At 63.8% G+C, this 21,096-nt stretch carries 7 protein-coding genes and 1 pseudogene; 6 read left to right on the forward strand and 2 right to left on the reverse strand.

The features are described from left to right. Positions 1–138: 138 nt before the first annotated feature. The 4 genes from AB0J46_RS11465 to AB0J46_RS11480 are packed head-to-tail and all read left to right on the forward strand — an operon-like array spanning position 139 to position 17,568. Positions 139–3,066, forward strand: a complete 2,928-nt coding sequence (locus tag AB0J46_RS11465; RefSeq protein WP_364329678.1) for a DEAD/DEAH box helicase — start codon at positions 139–141, stop codon at positions 3,064–3,066. Further along, positions 3,063–8,558 carry a class I SAM-dependent DNA methyltransferase gene (locus AB0J46_RS11470; RefSeq protein WP_364329681.1) on the forward strand — a complete coding sequence of 1,832 codons (5,496 nt, stop codon included), beginning with the start codon at positions 3,063–3,065 and terminating at the stop codon, positions 8,556–8,558. The genes AB0J46_RS11465 and AB0J46_RS11470 overlap by 4 nt, the downstream gene beginning before the upstream one ends. After that, on the forward strand, positions 8,555–15,259 hold the full coding sequence (locus AB0J46_RS11475) for a DEAD/DEAH box helicase (RefSeq protein ID WP_364329684.1): 6,705 nt from the start codon (positions 8,555–8,557) through the stop codon (positions 15,257–15,259). The genes AB0J46_RS11470 and AB0J46_RS11475 overlap by 4 nt, the downstream gene beginning before the upstream one ends. Further along, positions 15,256–17,568 (forward strand): UvrD-helicase domain-containing protein, encoded by a 2,313-nt coding sequence (locus AB0J46_RS11480; RefSeq protein WP_364329687.1) that lies wholly within the window; start codon positions 15,256–15,258, stop codon positions 17,566–17,568. Before AB0J46_RS11475 ends, AB0J46_RS11480 begins: the two co-directional genes overlap by 4 nt. A 55-nt stretch (positions 17,569–17,623) precedes the next feature. Here AB0J46_RS11480 and AB0J46_RS11485 read toward each other — a convergent pair whose 3' ends face one another. Beyond that, positions 17,624–18,691, reverse strand: coding sequence for a hypothetical protein (locus tag AB0J46_RS11485; RefSeq protein WP_364329690.1), 1,068 nt, complete (start codon positions 18,689–18,691; stop codon positions 17,624–17,626). A gap of 174 nt (positions 18,692–18,865) precedes the next feature. Next, the gene (locus AB0J46_RS11490; protein WP_364329693.1) at positions 18,866–19,336 is read right to left on the reverse strand and encodes a hypothetical protein; all 471 of its coding nucleotides are present in this window, start codon (positions 19,334–19,336) and stop codon (positions 18,866–18,868) included. A gap of 212 nt (positions 19,337–19,548) precedes the next feature. Between AB0J46_RS11490 and AB0J46_RS11495 the strand changes: the two are divergent. Next, positions 19,549–19,788, forward strand: a pseudogene (locus AB0J46_RS11495) (competence protein CoiA family protein); the annotation flags it as partial. 30 nt (positions 19,789–19,818) lie between these two features. Further along, on the forward strand, positions 19,819–21,069 hold the full coding sequence (locus AB0J46_RS11500) for a hypothetical protein (RefSeq protein WP_364330964.1): 1,251 nt from the start codon (positions 19,819–19,821) through the stop codon (positions 21,067–21,069). Positions 21,070–21,096: the final 27 nt, after the last annotated feature.

Raw genomic sequence — 21,096 nt, forward strand, 5'->3', positions numbered from 1 at the left:
AAGGATTCGGAGCAGGCGTTGAGCATTGAGGCGGGAACCGTAGACGGGCGAAGCACGGCAAGAGATGCCGAGGAGCCTGGCGGAATCTCGTCGGAGACGAAGCTGCCTGCTACGGGCGGATACGCTCCGGGGACTCAAGTGCAGATTCGTGACGAGTTGTGGCTGGTGCGTCAATGCACCGGCACTGAGCACGATGGGTGGATGGTCGAGGTCTCGGGGATCTCACCGTTCGTCCGTGGTACGGACGCGGTCTTCTACGACCGGCTGGATGCCATCCAGGAGCTGGATCCTCGCGAGACCAAGCTGGTGCCTGACGACTCGCCGAATCACCGCCGGTCCCGGCTCTTCCTCGAAGCGATCATCAGGAAGACGTTCCTCCCACAGACCGAGCACGGACTGGCGCTGACGGACAACTTCCTGATGGACCACCAGGTGCACCAGCTGCGGCCGGCGGAGCTGGCGCTCTCGATGAAGAACCCGCAGCCGCGCCTCCTGATCGCCGACGTGGTGGGCCTCGGCAAGACTCTGGAGATCGGGGTACTCCTGGCGGAGCTCATCCGGCGAGGACGTGGCGAGCGGATCCTGGTGGTGACGCCGCAGCATGTGCTGGAGCAGTTCCAGCGTGAGCTTTGGACCAGGTTCGGGATCCCGCTGGTGCGCCTGGACTCCACCGGTATTCAACGAGTGCAGCAGGAGATCCCCGCAGGGCGCAATCCGTTCGCATATTTCAAGCGCGTGATCATTTCCATGGACACGCTAAAGGGGGACGTGTACGCGCACCACTTGGAGCACACCGAGTGGGACGCCGTGGTCATCGACGAGTCCCACAACCTCGTCAACCGGGGCACGAAGAACAACGCGCTGGCCCGCCTGCTGGCACGCAAGACGGACGCGCTCGTGCTGGCCTCGGCAACCCCGCACAACGGCGACACGCCCTCCTTCGCAGAACTGATCAGGATGCTGGACGAAGCGGCCATCGCGGATCCACGCCAGTACGAAGTTGAAGACCTCAGCCATCTCTACATCCGTCGTACGAAGACCTCCTCCGAGGTCCGGGAATCGCTCCATGGAGCCTGGGCTGATCGTGGTCCGTCGAAGCCCATCTATGCGGCGGCCACCCAGAAGGAGAAGGCGGTCTTCGAGCAACTGGCCACGCGGTGGATACCCGCTGATGTGCTGACCCCGTCGGTGAGCGAGAGTCGACTCGTTCCATACCGGTTATTGAAGTCGTTCCTGTCCTCACACAAGGCCCTGCTCGAGACGATCAAAACCCGCATCGGGACCCTCGATTCCCCGCCCGGAAAGACACCGAGCAGTGAGAAGCGGCAAGTACGGTACGACGCGACACGTGAAGCGGCACGAAAGGCAGAGCGGACCGCACTGGTTGAGTTGCAGCACCTCGCTGAGCAGATCGAAGACCAAGATTCGGCGAAGCTGGCAGCACTGGTGGAGGAACTCCGCCGCATGGGAGTCGGGCCTGGGGCCGACATCCGTGTGGTGGTGTTCTCGGAGAGCATCCCCACCTCGAAGTGGCTGGCTGAGACCGTACCCGCCGCCCTCGGATTCCCCCGGACCGCCAGTCCTGACGAGAAGAAGCCCTGGCTGGGATTCGGTGGAGCGGTGCTGGTCATGCACGGCGAGCTGTCCACCGATCAGGATCAGCAGGCCATCGTCGAAAAGTTCGGGCTCCGCGACGATCCCGTACGGATTCTGTTCACCGGCGACGTCGCCTCCGAGGGCGTCAACCTGCATCAGCAGTGCCACCTGCTGATCCATTACGACCTGCCGTGGTCCCTGATCCGTATTGAGCAGCGCAATGGCCGTATCGACCGCTACGGGCAGGAGCAGCCACCTGAGTTCCGTGCGCTGATCCTCACGAGTGACATCCCATGGCGCACGGACGAGGAGACCGAGCAGCCGCGCACTCTGGATGACCGTCTGGTGGGCGAAAAGCTTCTCAAGCGGGAGGAGGAGGCTCACAAGATCGAGGGTTCTGCCGAGGCGGTCACCGGGCTATATCGGGCCAAGGAGGAAGAGACCCGCCTCACCTTGGACCTGATCGCGGGCCGTACGGTCGAGCAGTCCATCAAGGAGTCCAGGCAAGGCGGGACGGCCTTCCTGGCAGGGCTGCTGAGCCAGGTGGGCGCGACTCACGAGCATCCTGAAGTGCCCCGTGCCGTGGTGCCCAAGCTCTTCCGGTCCACGGAGGACTACTTCGAGGAGGCGTTACGGCAGGTCTTCCGTCCCAATCCCGAGGACGTGCTGAAGCTGCGACGCGACGATGACGGAACCATCGCCTTCCAGCCACCATCGGACCTGCTGTATCGGTTCAAGGCGCTCCCCAAGTCCTACCTGGACGAGCAGCAGATCATGCCTCCCAAGCCCGACATCCCTGGGCGGGTGCGCATCACCTTCTCCAAGAAACTGGCCGGCGAACGTTTGAAGGCGGCTCGTGAGACCACCGCTTCCCAATGGCCGAACGTTTCCTATGTCACCGACGTGCACCCTGTCCTGGACTGGCTTACCGACAAGGTCCTGGTCGAGATCGGCCGGCACCAGGCCCCCGTGCTCGCCGCCAACGTGGATAGCCCGACTTACCTCGTGCAGGGGATCTACTCCAACGCGCTGGGCAAGCCCACCATCGTCGAATGGATGGCCGTCTCCCACCTTCCTGATGCCGCCAGCGTGGAGACGCTGACCGCCGACGTACTGCAACGCTACGGCGTCGGCCCGAACATGCCCGGCCGCGCCACGCCCCGAGATCTGCCCGGCCTCAATGCGCTTGTGCCCGAGGCGATCGATGCCGCGCAGCGGTATCTCATCTCCCTCAAAGACACCTACGACCGGCAGATCGCCGACACACTCGCCCCCTACCGCAAGCGGGTTTCCCAGTGGCGGCAGGAGGCTCTATTCGCCAGCAACCGCCCGAAGAAGGCGGAACTCGACCAGACAGCCGAACGACGGCTGAAGCTGGTCAAGTCACTGGAGACGGCAGGCGAACCGATGCTGCGCCTGATCGCCGTCCTCGAACCCCACAACGTCGCTGAAGGAGACGCCGCACGATGAGCACCGACTTCAACTCCTTCACCAACCGCGGCGAGTACTTCTCCGCGCACTACTTCGCCGAGCAGCTCGGTGCCGACCTGAAGAAGGGCTTGTTCGCCACGTGGGCATCGCGCGAGGGTGACCAGAATTACCCGTACAAGACTCCGCGCGAGCTGCTGCGCACTTTGCGTACCCCCTATCTCACGGAGAAGCTCCGAAGCTACTTCGCCGAGGCCAGCGAGGCCGATGCCGAAGACGAAACCCGCGCTGCCACCTACAACAACCCTGAGTGGTCAAAGCGGCTGGCCGAGTGGCACCAAACGGTCCTGCAAGCCCTCGGATACGACACCACGCCGACCGAGCTCACCGTTCACCGTGCCGGCCGCAAGCACACCCTCACCGCCGCCTATCACGGTCACGGAATTATCGCCCTTGACTGCGGCTGGTCCGCTGACAACGATGCCGCCCTCGACGCTGACGGCGCCGGGCGCCTGCTGTCACCCCTGCACGTCTCCGCCGGCGAGTCGTACACATCGGGTGCGGCTCTGACCTCGTGGCTGTTCCAGAGCGAGCTGGGGGAAGAAGGCGGTCCGCACCCGCGCTTCATCCTGCTGCTGTGCGGCGGAGTGGTCCTGCTCGCCGACCGCCATGCCTGGAACGAAGGCCGCTATCTCGCCGTCAACCTCGACGGCGCGCTGGAACGCAACGACCGCAGCCAACTCGGCGAGCTTTCCACCATCGCTGCCCTGTTCAGCCTCGACATGCTGCGCCCTGGCGAGAACGACCAAAGCCGCGGGATCGATGCCCTGCTCAAGGCTTCCGGCGACAACGCGGTCGGCGTCTCCGGCGAACTGCGCTATGGCCTGCAGCGCTCAGTTGAGATCATCGCCAATGAAGTCCTGCGGCGGATGGCAGAGCCGGGAAACAACGTCACCCCCGCTGACCTCGAAAGCCCCAAGATTCCCTTCGCCAAGGAACTCACCCGCGAAGCGCTGCGCTACCTGTACCGCATCCTGTTCCTGCTGTACGCGGAAGCTCGTCCCGAACTGGGCATTCTCCCCGCTGACGATGGATCGTACGAGGCCGGCTACTCCATGGCCCGCCTACGAGAACTCGTGGCGCGAGAGGAGGAACTCGTCGAAGAGGAAGCCAAGACCGGCTTCCACCTGTACGCCTCCCTCGACGTCCTGTTCAACAAGGTCAACTTCGGCCACCGTCCGTACGGCACGGAGCCCGACGACGATCAGCCGGGTGACGACGAGGAGACCCGCCGGGCCAAAGCCGCCCTCCGAAGCGAGGACCGCGGTCTGCGTTTCGAGCCGCTCCGCAGTGAGCTCTTCGAGCCGACCGCCATCCGGCTGATCGGCACCGGCCTCCTGGACCCGCGCTCCGATGAGGACAACGAACCGCGCTGGCTCGACCTACGCCTCCGGAACGAGGCTCTCCACGAAGTGCTCCGGCTGCTCACCATGAAGAAGGGCAAGCGCGGCGAGCGCGGCGGCTTCATCTCCTACCGGAACCTCGGCATCAACCAACTCGGCGCCGTCTACGAGGGCTTGATGTCCTACACCGGCATCATCGCCGACGAAGAGCTATGCGAAGTGGCCAGGGGCGGCGATCCTGATCAGGGCTCCTGGCTCGTCCCTTTGCACAAGCAGGACCAGTATCCCGACAAGACCCTCGTCCACTACGACGAGGCGGACGCGCGCAAGGGCCTGCGCGGCCCCAAGAAGTACGACAAGGGTTCCTTCGTCTACCGGCTGGCCGGCCGCGCGCGGGAAACATCAGCCTCGTACTACACCCCAGAATCCCTGACCAAGGTCACGGTCGAACTCACCCTCAAGAATCGCCTCGACCAGGAGCGAGACGAAAGCGGCGAGGTCATCGAAACGCGGGCGTCGGAGCTGCTGAAGTACAAGATCTGCGAACCGGCGCTCGGCTCGGGCGCGTTCCTCAACGAGGCCATCAATCAGGTCGCCGACGAATACCTGCGCCGCCGCCAGAAAGAACTCGGCATCACCATCCCGACGGCCGATGCCATCACCGAGAAGCAGAAGGTCAAGGCGTACATCGCTCTGCACAACGCCTATGGGGTTGACCTCAACGCCACCGGTGTCGAGTTGGCCGAGGTGTCGTTGTGGCTCAACACCATGCACCCAGGCATGCAGGCCCCATGGTTCGGCCTGCACCTGCGCCGCGGCAACTCACTGATCGGCGCTCGCCGGGCGATTTACGCGGGCGACGACGTCGCGGACAAGGACAAGCCGTGGCTGAAGGCCAAGGGTGGCCTCGCACCGACGCCGTTATCTTTCCCCAAGGACGGTGAGCCGCCGCCTCTGCCCTACAACGCCGTCCACCAGTTCCTGCTGCCGAACCCCGGCTGGGCCGCGGTCGCAGGCTGGGCAGAAGCCAAAGAACTCGCCAAGGAGGACGTCGGACGGCTCGCCGCTTGGAAGAAGGGGCTCCTCCAGCGTCCCCAGCGCAGCACCACGCACCTCAACAAGGACGGTAGCCCCAAGCTCGACTCCAAGACCAAGCAGCCGAAGAAGGAGGCGTCCTCGCAGTTCACGCGCCTGCGGGATGCCGCCCTGAGGGTTGAGTTCCTCTGGTCGGCCGTCATCAAGCGCATGGAACTCTCCGAGAGGGAGATCGCACGTCGCATCGAGCTATGGCAGGCCGATCCAAAGGATCCCGAGTATGCCTTCCTTCAGAACCCCCACCAGGCGGTACCGAAGGAGAAGGTGCTGGAGGACCTCTTCAACGCCGTTGACACCCCGTACTGGCGGCTCAAGACGGTCATGGACGCCTGGTGTGCCCTGTGGTTCTGGCCGACTGACAAGGCCGGGTTGTTGGATGGGACCGACGGCGAGTACGCGGCAGGCGTCGTGGTGGAGGATGCCGACGATCTCCGTGAAGTGCTCGGCGAGGAACGCGTAGTCCAGGACACACCCCCGCCGCCGACTGCTCCGGCGCCCAAGTCCGAGCCACGCTTCGTGGAAGCGGTGGCCTTGTTCGCCATAGGGCCCGAACAGGCCACCATCTGGGACATCGAACCATCCGCGGACGACGACGTGGTCGTAGAACTGAAGAAGGTCGGGTCGACAGGGACGAAAAAGGCAGCCAAGCCAAAGGCACCGGAGAGGCGGAAGAAGGTCCCGCTGAAGGACCTCGAAGACTGGTTGGAGTTCCTGGAGGCCATGCTCGGGCGGGCCGATGTACCGCCGGGAACCCTTCTCGACTCCTTCAAGAGTCTTGACGAGCTGAAGGAGTTCGAAGAGACGATCCCACACTTCCTGGGCATGGACTTCGGCGACCCGGAGGACCGGTTCCCATGGCTGAGGACGGTGCGCAACATCGCGGAGGAGCAGGGCTTTCTGCACTGGGAGTTGGAGTTCGCCCTCATCTTCGCGCGCGGTGGCGGATTCGACCTCCAGGTGGGGAACCCGCCATGGGTGAGGCCGGAGTGGAAGGAAAGCTCCGTCCTTGCAGAGTACGAGCCATGGTTCGTACTCACAGAAAAGCCATCGGCTACAGAGAAGAAGCATCGGCGAAACAACGAGCTCGGCAAAGCCAAAGTGGTTAATTATCTGCTGGCTGAGATGGCCTCGACCGCCACCACTGCCGACTACCTCTCGTCTCCACAGGTCTATCCACTTATCGCGGGAAGCCAGCCGGATCTCTATCGTGCGTTTATGTGTCAGGTTTGGGACCACACTGCACCTCGCGGAAGCGCCGGTCTCATCCACCCGGACACGCACTTCACCGGCGACAAAGGTTCAGCTCTGAGGGAAGCGGCGTATCGGCGACTGCGCGTTCACGCAGACTTTGTCAATGCTGGCAACCGCTTCTTTCCACCACCGGTCGGCCGATCTAGCCACTTCGGCGTACATATCTACGGTGAGTGTGGCGAGATCTCCTTTGACCATCTATCTTGGCTGTTCTCCGTTGACTCACTACGTCTCTCGGTAACGCACGATGGCAGCGGGGACGCGCCCGGGGTCAAGTTCCATGACAGCTGGGACGAGCGCCCGCACAAGAAACGCGTCATTCATGTCACGCCACGCACCCTGGCCACGTGGCAGCAACTATCAAGCAAGCAGGGTCAGCCGATAGAGCAGGCTCAACTACTCACGCCGGTGAGCACCGCGGAAGACCCAGCCATCGACGCATTGGCTATGTACCCACTGCGGCTTAGTGCTCTCAACCCGCAGATCGCATCTGGATTCCATGAGGGTGACGCAAAGAAGCCTAAATTTGGCCCAGACAAGAACATTCCGCTCCTCGACTACAACAAAACCCAGGAAAATCGCAATAACTATCAAGTAGATTCCTGGGACGAAGTCATCCTCAAAGGCCCACAGCTCGGTGTAGCCAACCCGCTGTTCAAACAACCTAGCCAGGGCGGCGGCGAGACACGCGGACTCAATCTTTCAGAAATCCCATCGAACGCAGTACCAGAGTCCGAGTACCGGCGTGTTGTAGATAGACATTCATATCATGCCGCCCAAGAGCATTGGGTCGATCATCGGATCGTCGCACTAATGCGGGCGGACGATGAGACAATAGCTGACATACGGCGACAGATCGCACAGGATGAACAGATCCTCAAGCATCACGTAACGCAGACCAGGATCAATACCGTCCTGGAGCGGCAATCGCTTCAACGATATACCACCTTTTGCCGTACAGCATGGCGAAAAATGATCGCACCAGACACTGAGCGGGCACTCTATGTCTCCATCATTCCTCCTGGGCCAGCCCACATAGACGGTCTGCGTAGCGCATGGGCTGGCGATAACCGCATTACGGCTCTACTAGCCGGGTTCTGGGCGGCCTTACCGATCGACTATTTGCTCCGCATCTCTGGCACTACGAACTTGGACGTCGCGCAGGCGCGACGTCTGCCTGCACCTACTGCCCATCATCCCCTCTCTTCCGGTCTTCTATTGCGCATCCTTCGCTTGAATTGCCTTACCACTGCCTACAATGATCTATGGGCGGAACTCTACGACGCTAAGTGGAGTGAAAATGAGTCGTGGGCATGCACCTGGCAAGGTATGCAAACGAAACTTCATACCATAACTCCCGACTGGCATCACGACACACCTCTCCGTTCTGAACGTGCGCGTCGCGCCGCCTTGATTGAGATTGACGCACTCGTCGCAGTCTGGCTCGGTATCGACGCTGACACTCTCATTACCATGTACCGGGCGCGGTTCCCGATCATGCAGGACTTCGATCTCGTGACTTGGTTCGATGCCAACGAGCGGAAGATCGCTGGCGATCGGTACACCTATGGGCATGGCCAAGAGAAGGAGCATTGGAAGCAGTTCGAGGCCTACTTGGAAGGTCCAACGGACAGTCCTGTCCCCGATGGCTACACCGCCCCCTTCTACAAGGCGAACAGGGAGGCGGAAATGCGAGAAGCGCATGCGGTCTTCAAGAAGCGCCTCGATGATGCGATTGCCCGTGGTGAATGGGACCCCATCAAGCAGGAGGTGCCGAAGTCGTGAGGCCGACGCTTCAGGCGCGGGCACTCAAGGAGAGCCTGCTGCAGTACCTGTCGACGACGTACGCCCTCAGCGACGAGGGCGCACGCGAGGCGCTGCACCGGTTCCTCGGGGATGAGACGTCCGGGATGTTTCGCGGGCCGTACCTGCGGATCCGCACGCCCTTCACGGTCGGCGGCGAAGAGTGGCGCGAACACCTGGAGTGGCAACGTGAGGGCTTCACGCCGTACGCGCACCAGGCGGAGGCGTTCGCCCGGCTGACCTCCGCGAACGGGCACACGCCCCAGCCGGCCCTGATCACCACCGGCACAGGTTCGGGTAAGACGGAATCGTTCCTCTACCCGGTGCTCGACCACTGCCGCCGGGAGCGAGAGGCAGGAAAGGCCGGCGTCAAGGCGGTGTTCCTGTACCCGATGAACGCGCTCGCGACCGACCAAGCCGGCCGCATCAACGACTTACTGACGCAGTACGGCGAACTACGCAAGCTGTGGGCCGGCCTGTACATCGGGGATCGGGCGGGGACGCAGTACGAGAAGGTACGTACGCGACGCCACGACATGCAGTTGTCACCGCCGGACATACTGATCACCAACTACAAGATGCTGGACCTATTGCTGCAGCGAGAGGACGACGCCCCGCTGTGGCGGGAGGCGAACATCCAATACGTCGTGGTGGACGAGTTCCACACCTACGACGGCGCGCAGGGCAGCGACGTGGCGATGCTGCTGCGTCGGCTCGCGTCCGCGGTGGGGATGTCTGAGAAAGGACGTCCGCTGGGACGCATCTGCCCGGTGGCGACATCGGCGACTCTCGCGTCAGGAACGGACGATGACGGAGTCAAACGCCTCCTGGAAGTGGCGACCGACGTCTTCGGCACGGAGTTCACCGCAGAGTCGATCATCAAGGAGAATCGGCTGCCGGTGGAGGAGTTCATTCCGCTCACCGGCGTGAAGATGCAGCGGCTACCGACGCCGGACGAACTGCTCGCACTACCCGACCCCACCCTCAGCGAGGAAGCGCTGCTCGATCTCATCGAGGCCGTGACCGGCGTCCGCGACGGCGACCCGATCCGGCTGGGCAGCAACCTGAAGCAGCACCTGTTCACTCGGGCGGCGATGCAGGCGCTGGACGGTGAGCTGAAGACCAGCGTCGAGGTGCTGGACATGATGTGGCGTGCGGGTGCCGCCGGTTGGGCGGAGGCGGTGGCCCTGCAGCCGGAGAAGGCCGCGGAGGCTCTGGCCCGGTTCGTGGCACTGCTCTCGTATGCGCGTGACCCCAAGTCACCGCCCGACGAGCAACGTCCTCTGGTTCATGTCGAAGTGCATCAGTGGGCCCGGTCGGTGTCCCGGCTCCTGCGCGGCGTGCTTCCGTGGCCCAAGGCGGAGTTCCGCTGGGACGTGGCGGGCATGGCCGACGCCAGCGCGACGGACAACGAGCGTATGGCACCGGTGACCACGGCCACATCAAGCCAGAGTGCCAATCTCTTCCTGCCTGCCGTGTACTGCCGGGACTGCGGACGATCGGGCTGGGCGGTGTTCTCACCGGAGAGCGACGACCACGATGTGCAGTTCAACACCTTCAAGATCCGTCGTGCTTCGCTCGGACAGGACAAGGCCCGGGTACGGAACCTGATCGCGGCCACCGACCGAGAGGCGGGGGAAGGCGCCTGGAGGGGACCGATCTCCGCCGATGCCCGGAAGGTCAACGCCAGCACGTCGACTCAAGGGGGCGGTGTGCTGATGATCCTGGACGGCGCACGCAAACGCCTGCGGCTGCCGGACCCGCTCAACGACTACTCCGCGGACACCAAGGAACCGCGGCTGACAGCGCGCGACTCCGCGTTCGTGCTGGTTCACTTCGGCGGCACGGTCGCGAACACCGCGGCCCAGCAAGACTGGTGCCCGGCATGTGGAGCGCGGAACGCGATTCGTTACCTCGGTACGGGTTCCGCAGCGATGGCAGCGGCCTCGATCACGCAGCTGTTCACGGGCGGGGAGCTCGACAAGAAGCTCCGCGAGGACAGAACCCTGATGTTCAACGACTCGGTGCAGGACGCCGCGCACCGAGCAGGCTTCGTGGCCAACCGCTCGTACACGTTCTCGCTTCGTGCCTTGCTGGCCGACCACCTGAGCCACGACGAGCCGACGGCGCTCAACGAGCTCATCGCGAACGTGGTGGAGGCCACCACGGACAAGGACACCCTCGCCGCGGTGGTGCCGCCGGACCTGCACGTCTACAAGGGTGTCGAACGGCTGCTGTCAGGTCAAGGACGTGGCGGCACCATTGCGACTTGGCGGCTGATCGGACAACGCCTCGCCTTCGAGACTCTCATGGAGTTCGGATTCCGCTCCCGCAACGGCCGCACTCTCGAGTTGACCCGCACCGCCGCCGCGCACGTGCGGATCGACAATCCGACGGCCGTGGCGGCTCTGGTCAGGCGCATCCACGAGGAGTCTGTACAGGACAAAGTTCCATTAATTGCCCAAGACGATGCGCGATATCTGGCGTTCGTACGGATCTTCCTGGAGCGTCTCCGAACGCGAGGTGCGGTCGCCCACAAGTGGCTCAGCAAGTACGTGGATGAAGCCGGCACCAGCCGCTACTACATTTGGGGCGGGCGTGAGCCTGGCATGAGGGCGTTCCCCGACCGGGTCGCGGCACCTGTGTTCCTCCTGAGCCCGAAGAAAGACAGCAGCGAGTTCGACTTCGCCACTGGACGGCTGTCCTGGCACGAGCGGTGGGCCGGACGCTGCCTGAACCTGCCGCGAGAGATGGCGTCCGAGTTCTGGTCCAGGCTTCTGCCTGAACTGGCCGCGCTCGGTCTGCTCGCGGCGCGAACCCCGCGCGACACCTCGTTGCGCGTCTACGGCCTCAAACCCGGCAATATCGACGCTCAACTCCTCGACGACGACCAAGTACGGCAGGCATACGTGCGCTGTCCCGTGTGCTTCTGGGAGCAGACGGTTCACCCGTCACTACTGGATCAGTGGCGCGAGCAGCCCTGCCCCTCATACCGCTGTGGAAGCGGCCGTCTGGTTGCCGGCGACCGGCCCGACGCGTTGGGAAAACACCACCGCGACCGCGACTATACCCGCGACTATTACCGGCGCCTGTACCGGGTCGCCGGCACGTATCAGGTTGTCACCGCCGAGCACACCGGCATGCTGACACGTCCGCAGCGCGAAAGGGTGGAGCAGGCATTCAAACAGGGTGGAGGCTTCAAAGACCCCAACGTGCTGTCCTGCACGCCGACCCTGGAGCTTGGCATCGACATCGGCGAACTGTCGGCGGTCGTGCTGGCCGCACTGCCACGCCGCCCCGCCTCGTACGCTCAGCAGATCGGACGGGCGGGACGTCGTACGGGTAACGCGTTCTTGCTGACGATTCCCGACCGGAGGCGTCGTGACCTGTACTTCCTGGAGCGTCCCAAGGATCTGATTGCCGGCACCATCGTGCCGCCGGGCTGCTACCTGTCGGCCATCGAGATCCTGCGCCGTCAATATCTGGCCCATCTGCTCGACTTGGCCGCCGCTGGGCGACTGGTGCGTCCCGATGGCATCGTGCTTCGCGCGCTTCCACGCAGGGCACCTCATTTGTTCGGCCCGTCCGGTTATCTGGTCGACCTGGTGGAGGTGGCGCTAGCGCACGGCGCTGAACTGGCAGAGGGGTTTCTGGAGCTGTTCCCCACCGGGGTCAACGACTCCGCCAAGGCCGACCTGCGCGCCTACGCCACCCATGGCCTACGAGCCGCAGTCGAGGAGGCCGAGCGGGAGTGGTTCCGCGGTGAGCAAGCACTGCGCGCCCGGCTGCACGAGATCGACGAGGCCCACGACGAGCTTCACGACTCCGACCCGGACCAGGCACGGCAGAAAGCCGAACTGGACGCCGAGCGGCGTGGCGTCGGACGGCACCTGATGAACCTGGGCGAGACCCCGGCCCAGACCGCGCTGTGCGATCTGGGCCTGCTGCCGAACTACGCGCTGATCGACTCCACGACCACTCTGTCAGCGACCCTTTACGGTGAAGAGGGAACCGATCCCGCAACCGGCAGGCCGATCTACACCTCCGACACCTACACGTACGAGCGCCCCCGGCGCATCGCCCTGCAGGAACTGGCGCCCGGCAACACCTTCTACGTCAACGGCTACAAGCACGAGATCAGCGGCCTGGAGATCGGCACCGGTGGCCGGCAGGAGTGGCGGACCTGGCGGGTCTGTCCGGCCTGCGGTTACGTACGGACCGAGAACGCCAAAGACGACCGCTCGGCCTGCCCGCGCTGCAAGGGCGACAACATCGCTGATGACGGATCCTGCCTGTTCCAGGTCGTCGAACCCGCCACCGTCACCTCGCGCGACAAGCGGGAGGATGCCCGGATCCGCGACGACAAGGACGACCGGGACCGCCGCTTCTACACGGTTGTGGACGCCGTGGACATGCCGGTGGAAGACATTGAGGATGGCTCCTGGCGGCACGTTCACCAGACGTTCGGCATCGACTACTGCCGGCGGACCATGATTCGGCGGATCAACGTCGGCCCGGTGCGCTACGACGCGCCGGCGCGCGACGACTTCGCCGGGCATCATGTGCGGCTCAATCCGTTCCACGTGTGCACGGCGTGCGGGGCGGCCAGTGCGGATGGGCGGCCGGTCTTCAATCGCCACAACGACGAACTGGACTCTCTTTCAGCCCGCAGTGGGCGGCTCAAGCATCACCGTCCGTGGTGCCCGCTACGGCGCGGTAAGAAGAGCGATGCCAGGGAGGAACGAGTACTCCTCGCTCACCAATTGCAGACCGAGGCCCTGCGCGTGCTGCTCCCCGCGGCCACCGCGGACGTGGATTCCAAGGTCCACTCCTTCAGGGCCGCCCTGCGGCTCGGCGTGGACCTGCATTTCGGCGGGGATCCGCAGCACCTCGCGACCACGGTGGCGTCCATGCCCGACCTCGAGACCGGGGAACGTCGCTGGTTCCTGGTGCTCTTCGACTCTCTGCCCGGCGGAACCGGCTATCTGGACCGACTGCGTGACAGTGACGCGTTCCGCGACACCCTGACGGCGGCGTACGAGATGCTGAAGAACTGCCCGTGCGCGGAGGAGCAGCGCCGGGCCTGTCACCGCTGCCTGCACCGATACACCCCAGAGCCCTTCCAAGACATCGTCTCGCGCCAGTCGGCGCTGACGATGCTGGAGTCCTTGCTGTTCGCGAAAGACGGCGAGCCCGGCTGGGAGACCAGCGAAGTTGATCACACGGGGCTGGTCGGTTTGGACGCGCAGGTGGAGTCCGATCTTGAGGCCCGTTTTCTGGCAGCCCTGCGCGACTGGGTGAAGATCACCGGAGATGCGTCCTTGGACGAGGACGGCCACTCCAGCGGGCATCTCCGCTTCACCGACAGCTCCGGTGTGACGCACTGGCGGTTGACCGCTCAGCAACGGGTCCAAGGCAGCGTCAGCGACTTCACGTTCACCCGGGTCGACGGCCCGGTGCAGAGCGTCAAGGTATATCTCGAGGGTTTCCGGTTCCATGCCAGCCGCGAGCACAACCGGATCGCCACCGACGCCGCAAAACGCACGCTCCTGCGCGCCGACGGGAACATCGTTTTTCAGATCACCTGGGCCGACATCGACCTATTCGAACAGCTGCCGACCCGCACGAGGCCGGTCTGGCCGCCGTACGCGGCTGGTGCGCAGGACCAGGCCAAGTCGGCATACGAGCAGTACGGCGGGCAGCGCGCGCACGTCGCCGGCTCCATCTTCACCAACCCGATCGCCACCCTGATCGCCTACCTACGCAACCCGGACCCGACCCGCTGGGCACGCCTGGCGGCGGCCCTGGTCACCGGACTCACGCGGCAGCCGGGCACCACCACGGTCACCGCGGCCGGCCGGCGCAGCGAACTCGTCGCGGCTTTGCGCGGCCAGCTGGCGGCTTCCCCAGCGGGAGCACATCACAACAAACCGGATGAGACTGGTATCGGACCCGTTCACGTCTTCCGCGCGCAGGACGACACGGGGCTGCCCATCGTGTTCGCCGTGGACGCCGCCGATCCGGAGGCTCTGAAGTGGACCGCCCTGACGATCCTCGACGACAACGACACGGTATTGGACACGGACGAGCACAAGGAACGCTGGCGGGCTTGGCTGTATTGGACCAACCTCACTCAGTTCCTGTCCCTGGCCGGCGGTGACGGCGTCCAACTCGCGTCCAGCCAGGCCGCCCACTTCGAGGTGGAGGTGCTCGCGATATGCGGCGGACTCGGCGAACTTGACTCGCTCACCGGAGCGCCCGCCGTCGCAACCGAGCCGACTGGCCGAGACCTCGGCTCGGCCGCCGAAGCCGCTGCGGCCCAGGCAATCCGCGATGCCGTCTGGGACGAGGACATTCTGGAGATCTTGCGGGAAGAGCCCAACGAGGCACCGGATCTGATCCGTCTCGCCGAGACGCTTGCCGACCGCGGGAAGCAGGCCCCCGTCTTTGGTTATGAGCTGGGCGTCGGCCGATGGCTGGCTGAGTTCGCCTGGCACATCTCCCATGGCGTCAAGGTCGCCGTGGTCTCCGCTCATCAAGGCGATGATGACGACGAGGCACAGCGGCGTGATGCCGCGTACATCGAGGAAGGTTGGATCGTGCGCACGGCCGCCGAATGGCTCGCCCACCTCGATGAACTGCTGGAGAAACTTCCCGACGTGAAAGAAGGCGCTGCTCGATGACCGCCCGGCTCAGCCTGTACCGCAAAGCCGAACAGGAGCTGTACAAGCTCGACCGCTCGGTCAAGGGCCAGTTCTACAACTTCTGTCACCACTTCCGAGAGAACCCCGACCAACCAGGACTCAAAAAGAAGAAACTCAAGGGCGATTCCCGCATCTGGTCAGCCCGGGTCGATCACGACCACCGAGCCCTGCTCACTCCCATCGGCGTGGACGCGGACGGCACCGAGAACTGGCTGATCATCGCCGTCCGGCACCGCAAGCATGTCTACGAAGAGCTCCAGGTCGCGGTCAACCGCGTAACCGGCGAAATCGAATTCGTCGACCTCGCCGTCGTCGGTGACAGCGCGCTGCGCAGGGCCAACATCACCCTCACTCCCTCAGAGCCGGAGAAGCCGACCACTGAGCCTGTTCCCGCGCCGGAGCCCGAACCCGAGCCCGAGGCACCGGCACTGCTGGCCACGTACGACGCCGAGCAACTACGCGAACTCGGCGTCGCCGACCAGCTGATCGAGCTTGCGCTCAGCGTGACCACGAGTGCCGAGCTCGACCAACTCGTCGAAGGCGCTCCGCTGCTCTCCAAAGACGTCCTCTACGGCCTGGCCGCCGGAATGGACATCGAGGAAGTACGCAAGGAGATCACCGCACCGGTCGAGCTCGACCAGCGGCCTGACCCCGACGACTTCGCCACGGCCCTCAGCCGGACCAAGGTGACCACGGTCGACAAGGACCTGCAAGACATCATCGAAGAAGGCGACTTCCGCGCCTGGAAAGTCTTCCTCCACCCCACGCAGGAGCGCCTCGTCCACCGCCACTACAACGGCGCTGCCCGAGTCTCCGGCGGCCCCGGCACGGGCAAGACCATTGTCGCCCTGCACCGTGTCAAGCATCTGGCCGAACAACTACCCGCTGGTCAAAGCAAGCCGATCCTGCTGACCACCTTCACTAAGAACCTCACCACTGACCTTCGCCAGCGGCTCGCCTCCCTCATCGAACCCGCGCTTCTGGCCCGCATCGACATTGCCCACATCGATCAGCTCGCCGCACGCGTCCTGGGCGAGAACACCGCCCAGGGACGTGCCAAGCAGCGCGTCTACGACCATGTGGCATTGAACGAGCTACGCCAGCTCCTGGCCGAGCTGGGAGATCGGCAGTGGGAGGCCGACTTCCTGTTTGAAGAGTGGGAGCAGGTCATCCTCGGCCAGTCGATCTCCACCCGATCCGAGTATTTCAAGGCCCGCAGAGCGGGCCGCGGTCAGGCGCTGACCCGCCCTGAACGCAACCACATCTGGAAGCTCATCGAGCAGTTCACCGCTCGCCTCGACCAGCTCGGAGTCGAAACCTGGGGTCAGGCAGCCGAACGCGCCGCCCGCTTCGAGATCGAACGCGCGTCAAGGGTCCGCAACCGCCGCAAGGAGATAGAGGAACGAGGCGGAAAGGAGACCATCCACCAAGACAACACCTCCGGCATGAGATACCTCGACTACCGCTACCGGCACATCGTCATCGACGAGGCCCAGGACCTGCGTCCCGCTCATTGGAAGATGCTGCGTGCCATGGCCGACCCTGATCAGCCCAACGACCTGTTCATCGCTGGCGACACTCACCAGCGCATCTACGATCACCAAGTCGCGCTCGGCGCCCTCGGCATTAACATCCGTGGCCGCGCCGCCCGCTTGACCCTGAGCTACCGCACGACCAAGGAGATCCTCACCGAGGCTCTCCACGTCGTACAGCCCAAGACCAAGAACGACAAGGTCTCCTACGACGACCTCAACGAGGGCACCGACACCTTGGCCGGCTACCGCTCCATCCTTCATGGCCCCAAACCCGACTTCGTCGGTTACGACACCTGGGAAGGGGAACTCGCCGGTCTCACCGCTACCTTGAAAGCCTGGCGCGAAGACCTGTCCACCGACGACCGTGGCGCTCCCCTCGATCCCAGCGGGCGTATCGCCGTTTGCGTCGCCGACCGCGACCTGGTCAGCCAGACCATGTACTACCTGGCGACCAAGGCGAACATCACCTGCGCCGAACTCACCAAGGACGGACCGAAGGGGGACGGCGAAGTCCACGTAGGCACCATGCACCGCTTCAAAGGCCTGGAGTACCAGCGGCTCGCTGTCGTCGGCGTCAGCGATGGCATCATCCCGCGCACCGGCGTCATCGAACGCCACCGCATCGAAGACCCCGTCCGATACGAACGCGAACAGCGCAAGGCTCGCTCGCTCCTTTTCGTCGCCGCCACCCGCGCCCGGGACGCCTTGACCGTCAGCTGGCACGGCAAACCCAGCCCGTACCTGCCCATCTGAGCCCGCCAAGCGCTCCGGCGTCGTGAACATGCGTCGCCGGAGCCGGCAATCTGGTTTACGTCGCGATACCGGATCGGGACAGCGAGCTCGACTCGTACCGCAATTGGTAGGTGCGTACTCCCCCGCCGTTCACCCGATAGAGCGTGATCGCGGACAGGAACTTCTCCTTGACCTGTACCGTACGACGGCGCTCATGCTCCCCGATGCTGCTGATCCACTCCTCGATATGCTCCGGCAGCTTGAAGGTCAACTCGTAGGCGCCCACGGCATCGACAGGTGACAGGGTCCACTCCGCCGCGGCTCCCATGCCACGCCGCCTGATCCGCACCGCATGATCCGGCCTCTCCTCCGCGTACTCCAGAAACCGCCGATGATCCTCCGAAGCCAACGGCAAAATGAACGGCGCGGAAGGAAAACCCAGCAGCAACTCGGCTTCGCTACGCCGCCGCAGCACAGTGGCGAACTCACTAACCGCAGCACTCGCCGCCCGCTTGAACATCCCGCCCGCCACAACGGCGGGAGGCAACAGATCCAGCGGCGAGGTCCCCAGAGCGCGCCGCAGTTCCGCACGCATCCAGGTCACCGGAAACCGCGCTGGCTTCGTCAGGTGCTTTTGTGCCATGCACAAGGTCGACGCCGTGGCTCCAATATGGCCGAGCAGCCAGGCGAAGGAAGCGCCGGAGAGGTCCACCAAGGAGATTTGGTGTGCGAGCGCGTACTTCTGGGCGTCCGCGGTGAAGCCACTCGCGGAGAACAGGGCATACAAGTACTTGTACCGCTGGCGCGGCCCCCTTCTCTGGTCGGTCATGAAGTTCTCGTTCACGTCGTGCACCACACCGTGGGCATTTCGTACGATCTCCAGGCCGCATCGGTCCTGGTAGTACTTGGCCTCGAGGAACAGCCGCACGGGCATAGAGAACGCCGGGGTGAACGTGAATTCCCCGAGCACGTCTACTTGATGGAGCGCACCCCTTCCGCGTACCCGAAGTGTCTCCCCCTCTGTGACCAGCTCAACGGGGTCCTGGTTCTCGTGGACGAGCAGCCGGTACCCGCTTGAGCGCAGCAGCCAGGCCAGCGACTCTTCGAGCAGATAGCCCCTCAAAGCAGAGTCCTTGATCGCCACTATCCCCTCCCCATGAGCGGGTTACGCGCTGGTCGGCACGCAGCCAACCGCGTACGAGCTCGTCTTACACGTCGTAAACGGAGCCAGGCGCACGAGCTGCAAGCAGGTCGTCATCGTCACCAGCAGTCCCTGCCGAGGCAAGCGCCACCGCGCCATCCAGGCTCGACGGGCCGCTCAGGCAGAGCCGCCGTCACCCGCCATGGGCACGTAATACTCGTAGAGTCTGTTGAGCTGGCCCACCCAGAACTCCTCCTTCTGCCTAGCCGACGGCTTGCGCGGAATAAGTCCGAGGTCGGCGGCGAGGCTGTAGAAGCCACCGCCCGCGTTGTTGCCATCCAGGTAGATCACCAGCGCTGAGATCATCAGGCCACTCGCTGGACGGTTCCGCTCCACGATTCGCCCAAGCAGATGCCCCATGGCCGCCCGGTCGTCCTGCCGGCTGAAGTCGAACCCAGAAATACCGGTTCGGCGCTCGAGTACGGTGTTCAGCTCCGTGTACGACGTCGTCTTTCGGAGCCGTGCGCGTTCGATCAGAAACTTCAGCCCGGCTTCTGTGAGCTGCTCCCAAGTCTCGTCGTCACGACCGTACAAAGACATCACATCGCCTCCACATAGAGAATAGCCGGATTCCTTCGAACGCCGCATGGAGAGCTCGTCATCGAAGGGGTCATATGCAGGGGTGACGAGGCGAGGGGGCCTACGCTTGAGTACATGTGTGGCGATCTGTTGGCCACTGTCCCGGTCTTGTACTCTTTTCGCACTGTAGGTCCTTCTTCTCCGGACTGGTGTTGATGACGGATAAACGCAAGGTCCAAACCGCAGTGCTCGGCTCGCCCGATTCGCACGAACCGATCGTGATGCCTTTCGAACGAGCTGACGCGATCCTCCTCCGATCCAACTACAGCACACGCCGGTTCTTCTGCGGCGAATGGCTAGGAGGTTGCGGAAGAGAGCTCTATACCCGGATCGGGTCCACGCGGGTGCCCCACTTCGCTCATCATCCAGAAGGCTCAGACGGTCCCGTCAACTGCAGGCGCTCTAGCAACAACGACGCGAGTGCGGATCATCTTTACATCAGGCGCGCACTCATGGAATGGCTGAGACGGCACGGTCATCGAGTCAAGGCGGTGACGCTGGAAGGAACGGTGCCCCGACAAGGCGGGGCCTGCACAGGCCTGACCATCGAGACCACCGCGGGTCTGCTGATCGCGGTCGCTCTCCGCGACGATCTGCGGAAAAATCCGAAGACTTACTGGCTACAACGCGACCAGGAGCTCCACCGACGCCGAAAGAGGGTCGAGTGGCTGTTCGCCCCACACGTCACCCTCGCCAGGCAGATGATCAAACGAACAGGCTACGCGTTCACCGTGTCCTGCCGAAAAGAAGGGCTTCATCGCACCGTCCAGGTCGGGCTCAAGGAAGGCGGCAAAATTCCACTCTGGGCCGATCTCGCCGACTGCAAGATCGATGAGAAGGGACACCTCTGGACCCCTCGGCTGGCCGAAATGCGCCGCCGCCGAGAAACCTCCCAAAGCCTCAGCGCAAACGTGAAGTCACCGTCTCCGGTCACAGCGGAACAGCACCGAGCGGAGATACCGCTCACAGGCTTCCCATTGAGCACTAATCTACTGACGATCTCGCCCCGAACTTCGGATGGCCAGACCATCGAGGCTGAAATCTCCTGCCCATTCGCCACCCTTCCAGTCGAGATCGTTCAGGTGAGGCTTCCCAGAGCGACGAGCAGCTTGAGCATCGGACGCCCCTATCAGATCGTGGGCCCAGCGCTTTGCATCGCCGACAGCCAACCGAACGAGCGCAGCCTCACCTGGACGATCCACGCCCAAGACTTATCACCACTGTTCCATGATGAACCCGAAGTGAAAGTCGTCGAGAAGCAGTTCCCCCAAGACTCCCTCTGGAATAAGGCGATCGCCCTGCTCGCAGAGCTGAAGCAGGCGCGACTCTCCTCCAACGACGCGACAGAGGCCAAGCTGCGAGCGGAGTTGGAAGAACTCATCCCCCAGCTCACCCGACGCCAGCAAATACAGGCCCGCAAGCAAATGGGCAAGGGCCAAAAGACCAACGGGCCCAGAGTGGCTCCGAAGCCGACAAAGAAAGCCCAGCAAACCAGCAGCAGTCAAACTCGCCCATCAAAGAAGGCGAACGCGGTGGATGTCCACGAGAATCAGGCATCCATCCTAGCCGACATGATCAAACGCGCGAATAGCCAGGGTAAGCGCCGTGAGGCTATGGAACTATACGAGGCTCTGAGGCGCTTCTTGGAGAGCCTGCCGGCCAATGAACGTCGGGACCAATTCGACCAGCTTGCACGGTACAGGAGACAGCCAGCGGGTGAGACTCGAGGCAGAAGGCAGTGAACACCGGGATCAGGGCATGTGCTCGCG

This window comes from Nonomuraea sp. NPDC049758, from assembly GCF_040674635.1.
In the GTDB taxonomy this organism is placed as follows: Bacteria; Actinomycetota; Actinomycetes; order Streptosporangiales; family Streptosporangiaceae; genus Nonomuraea.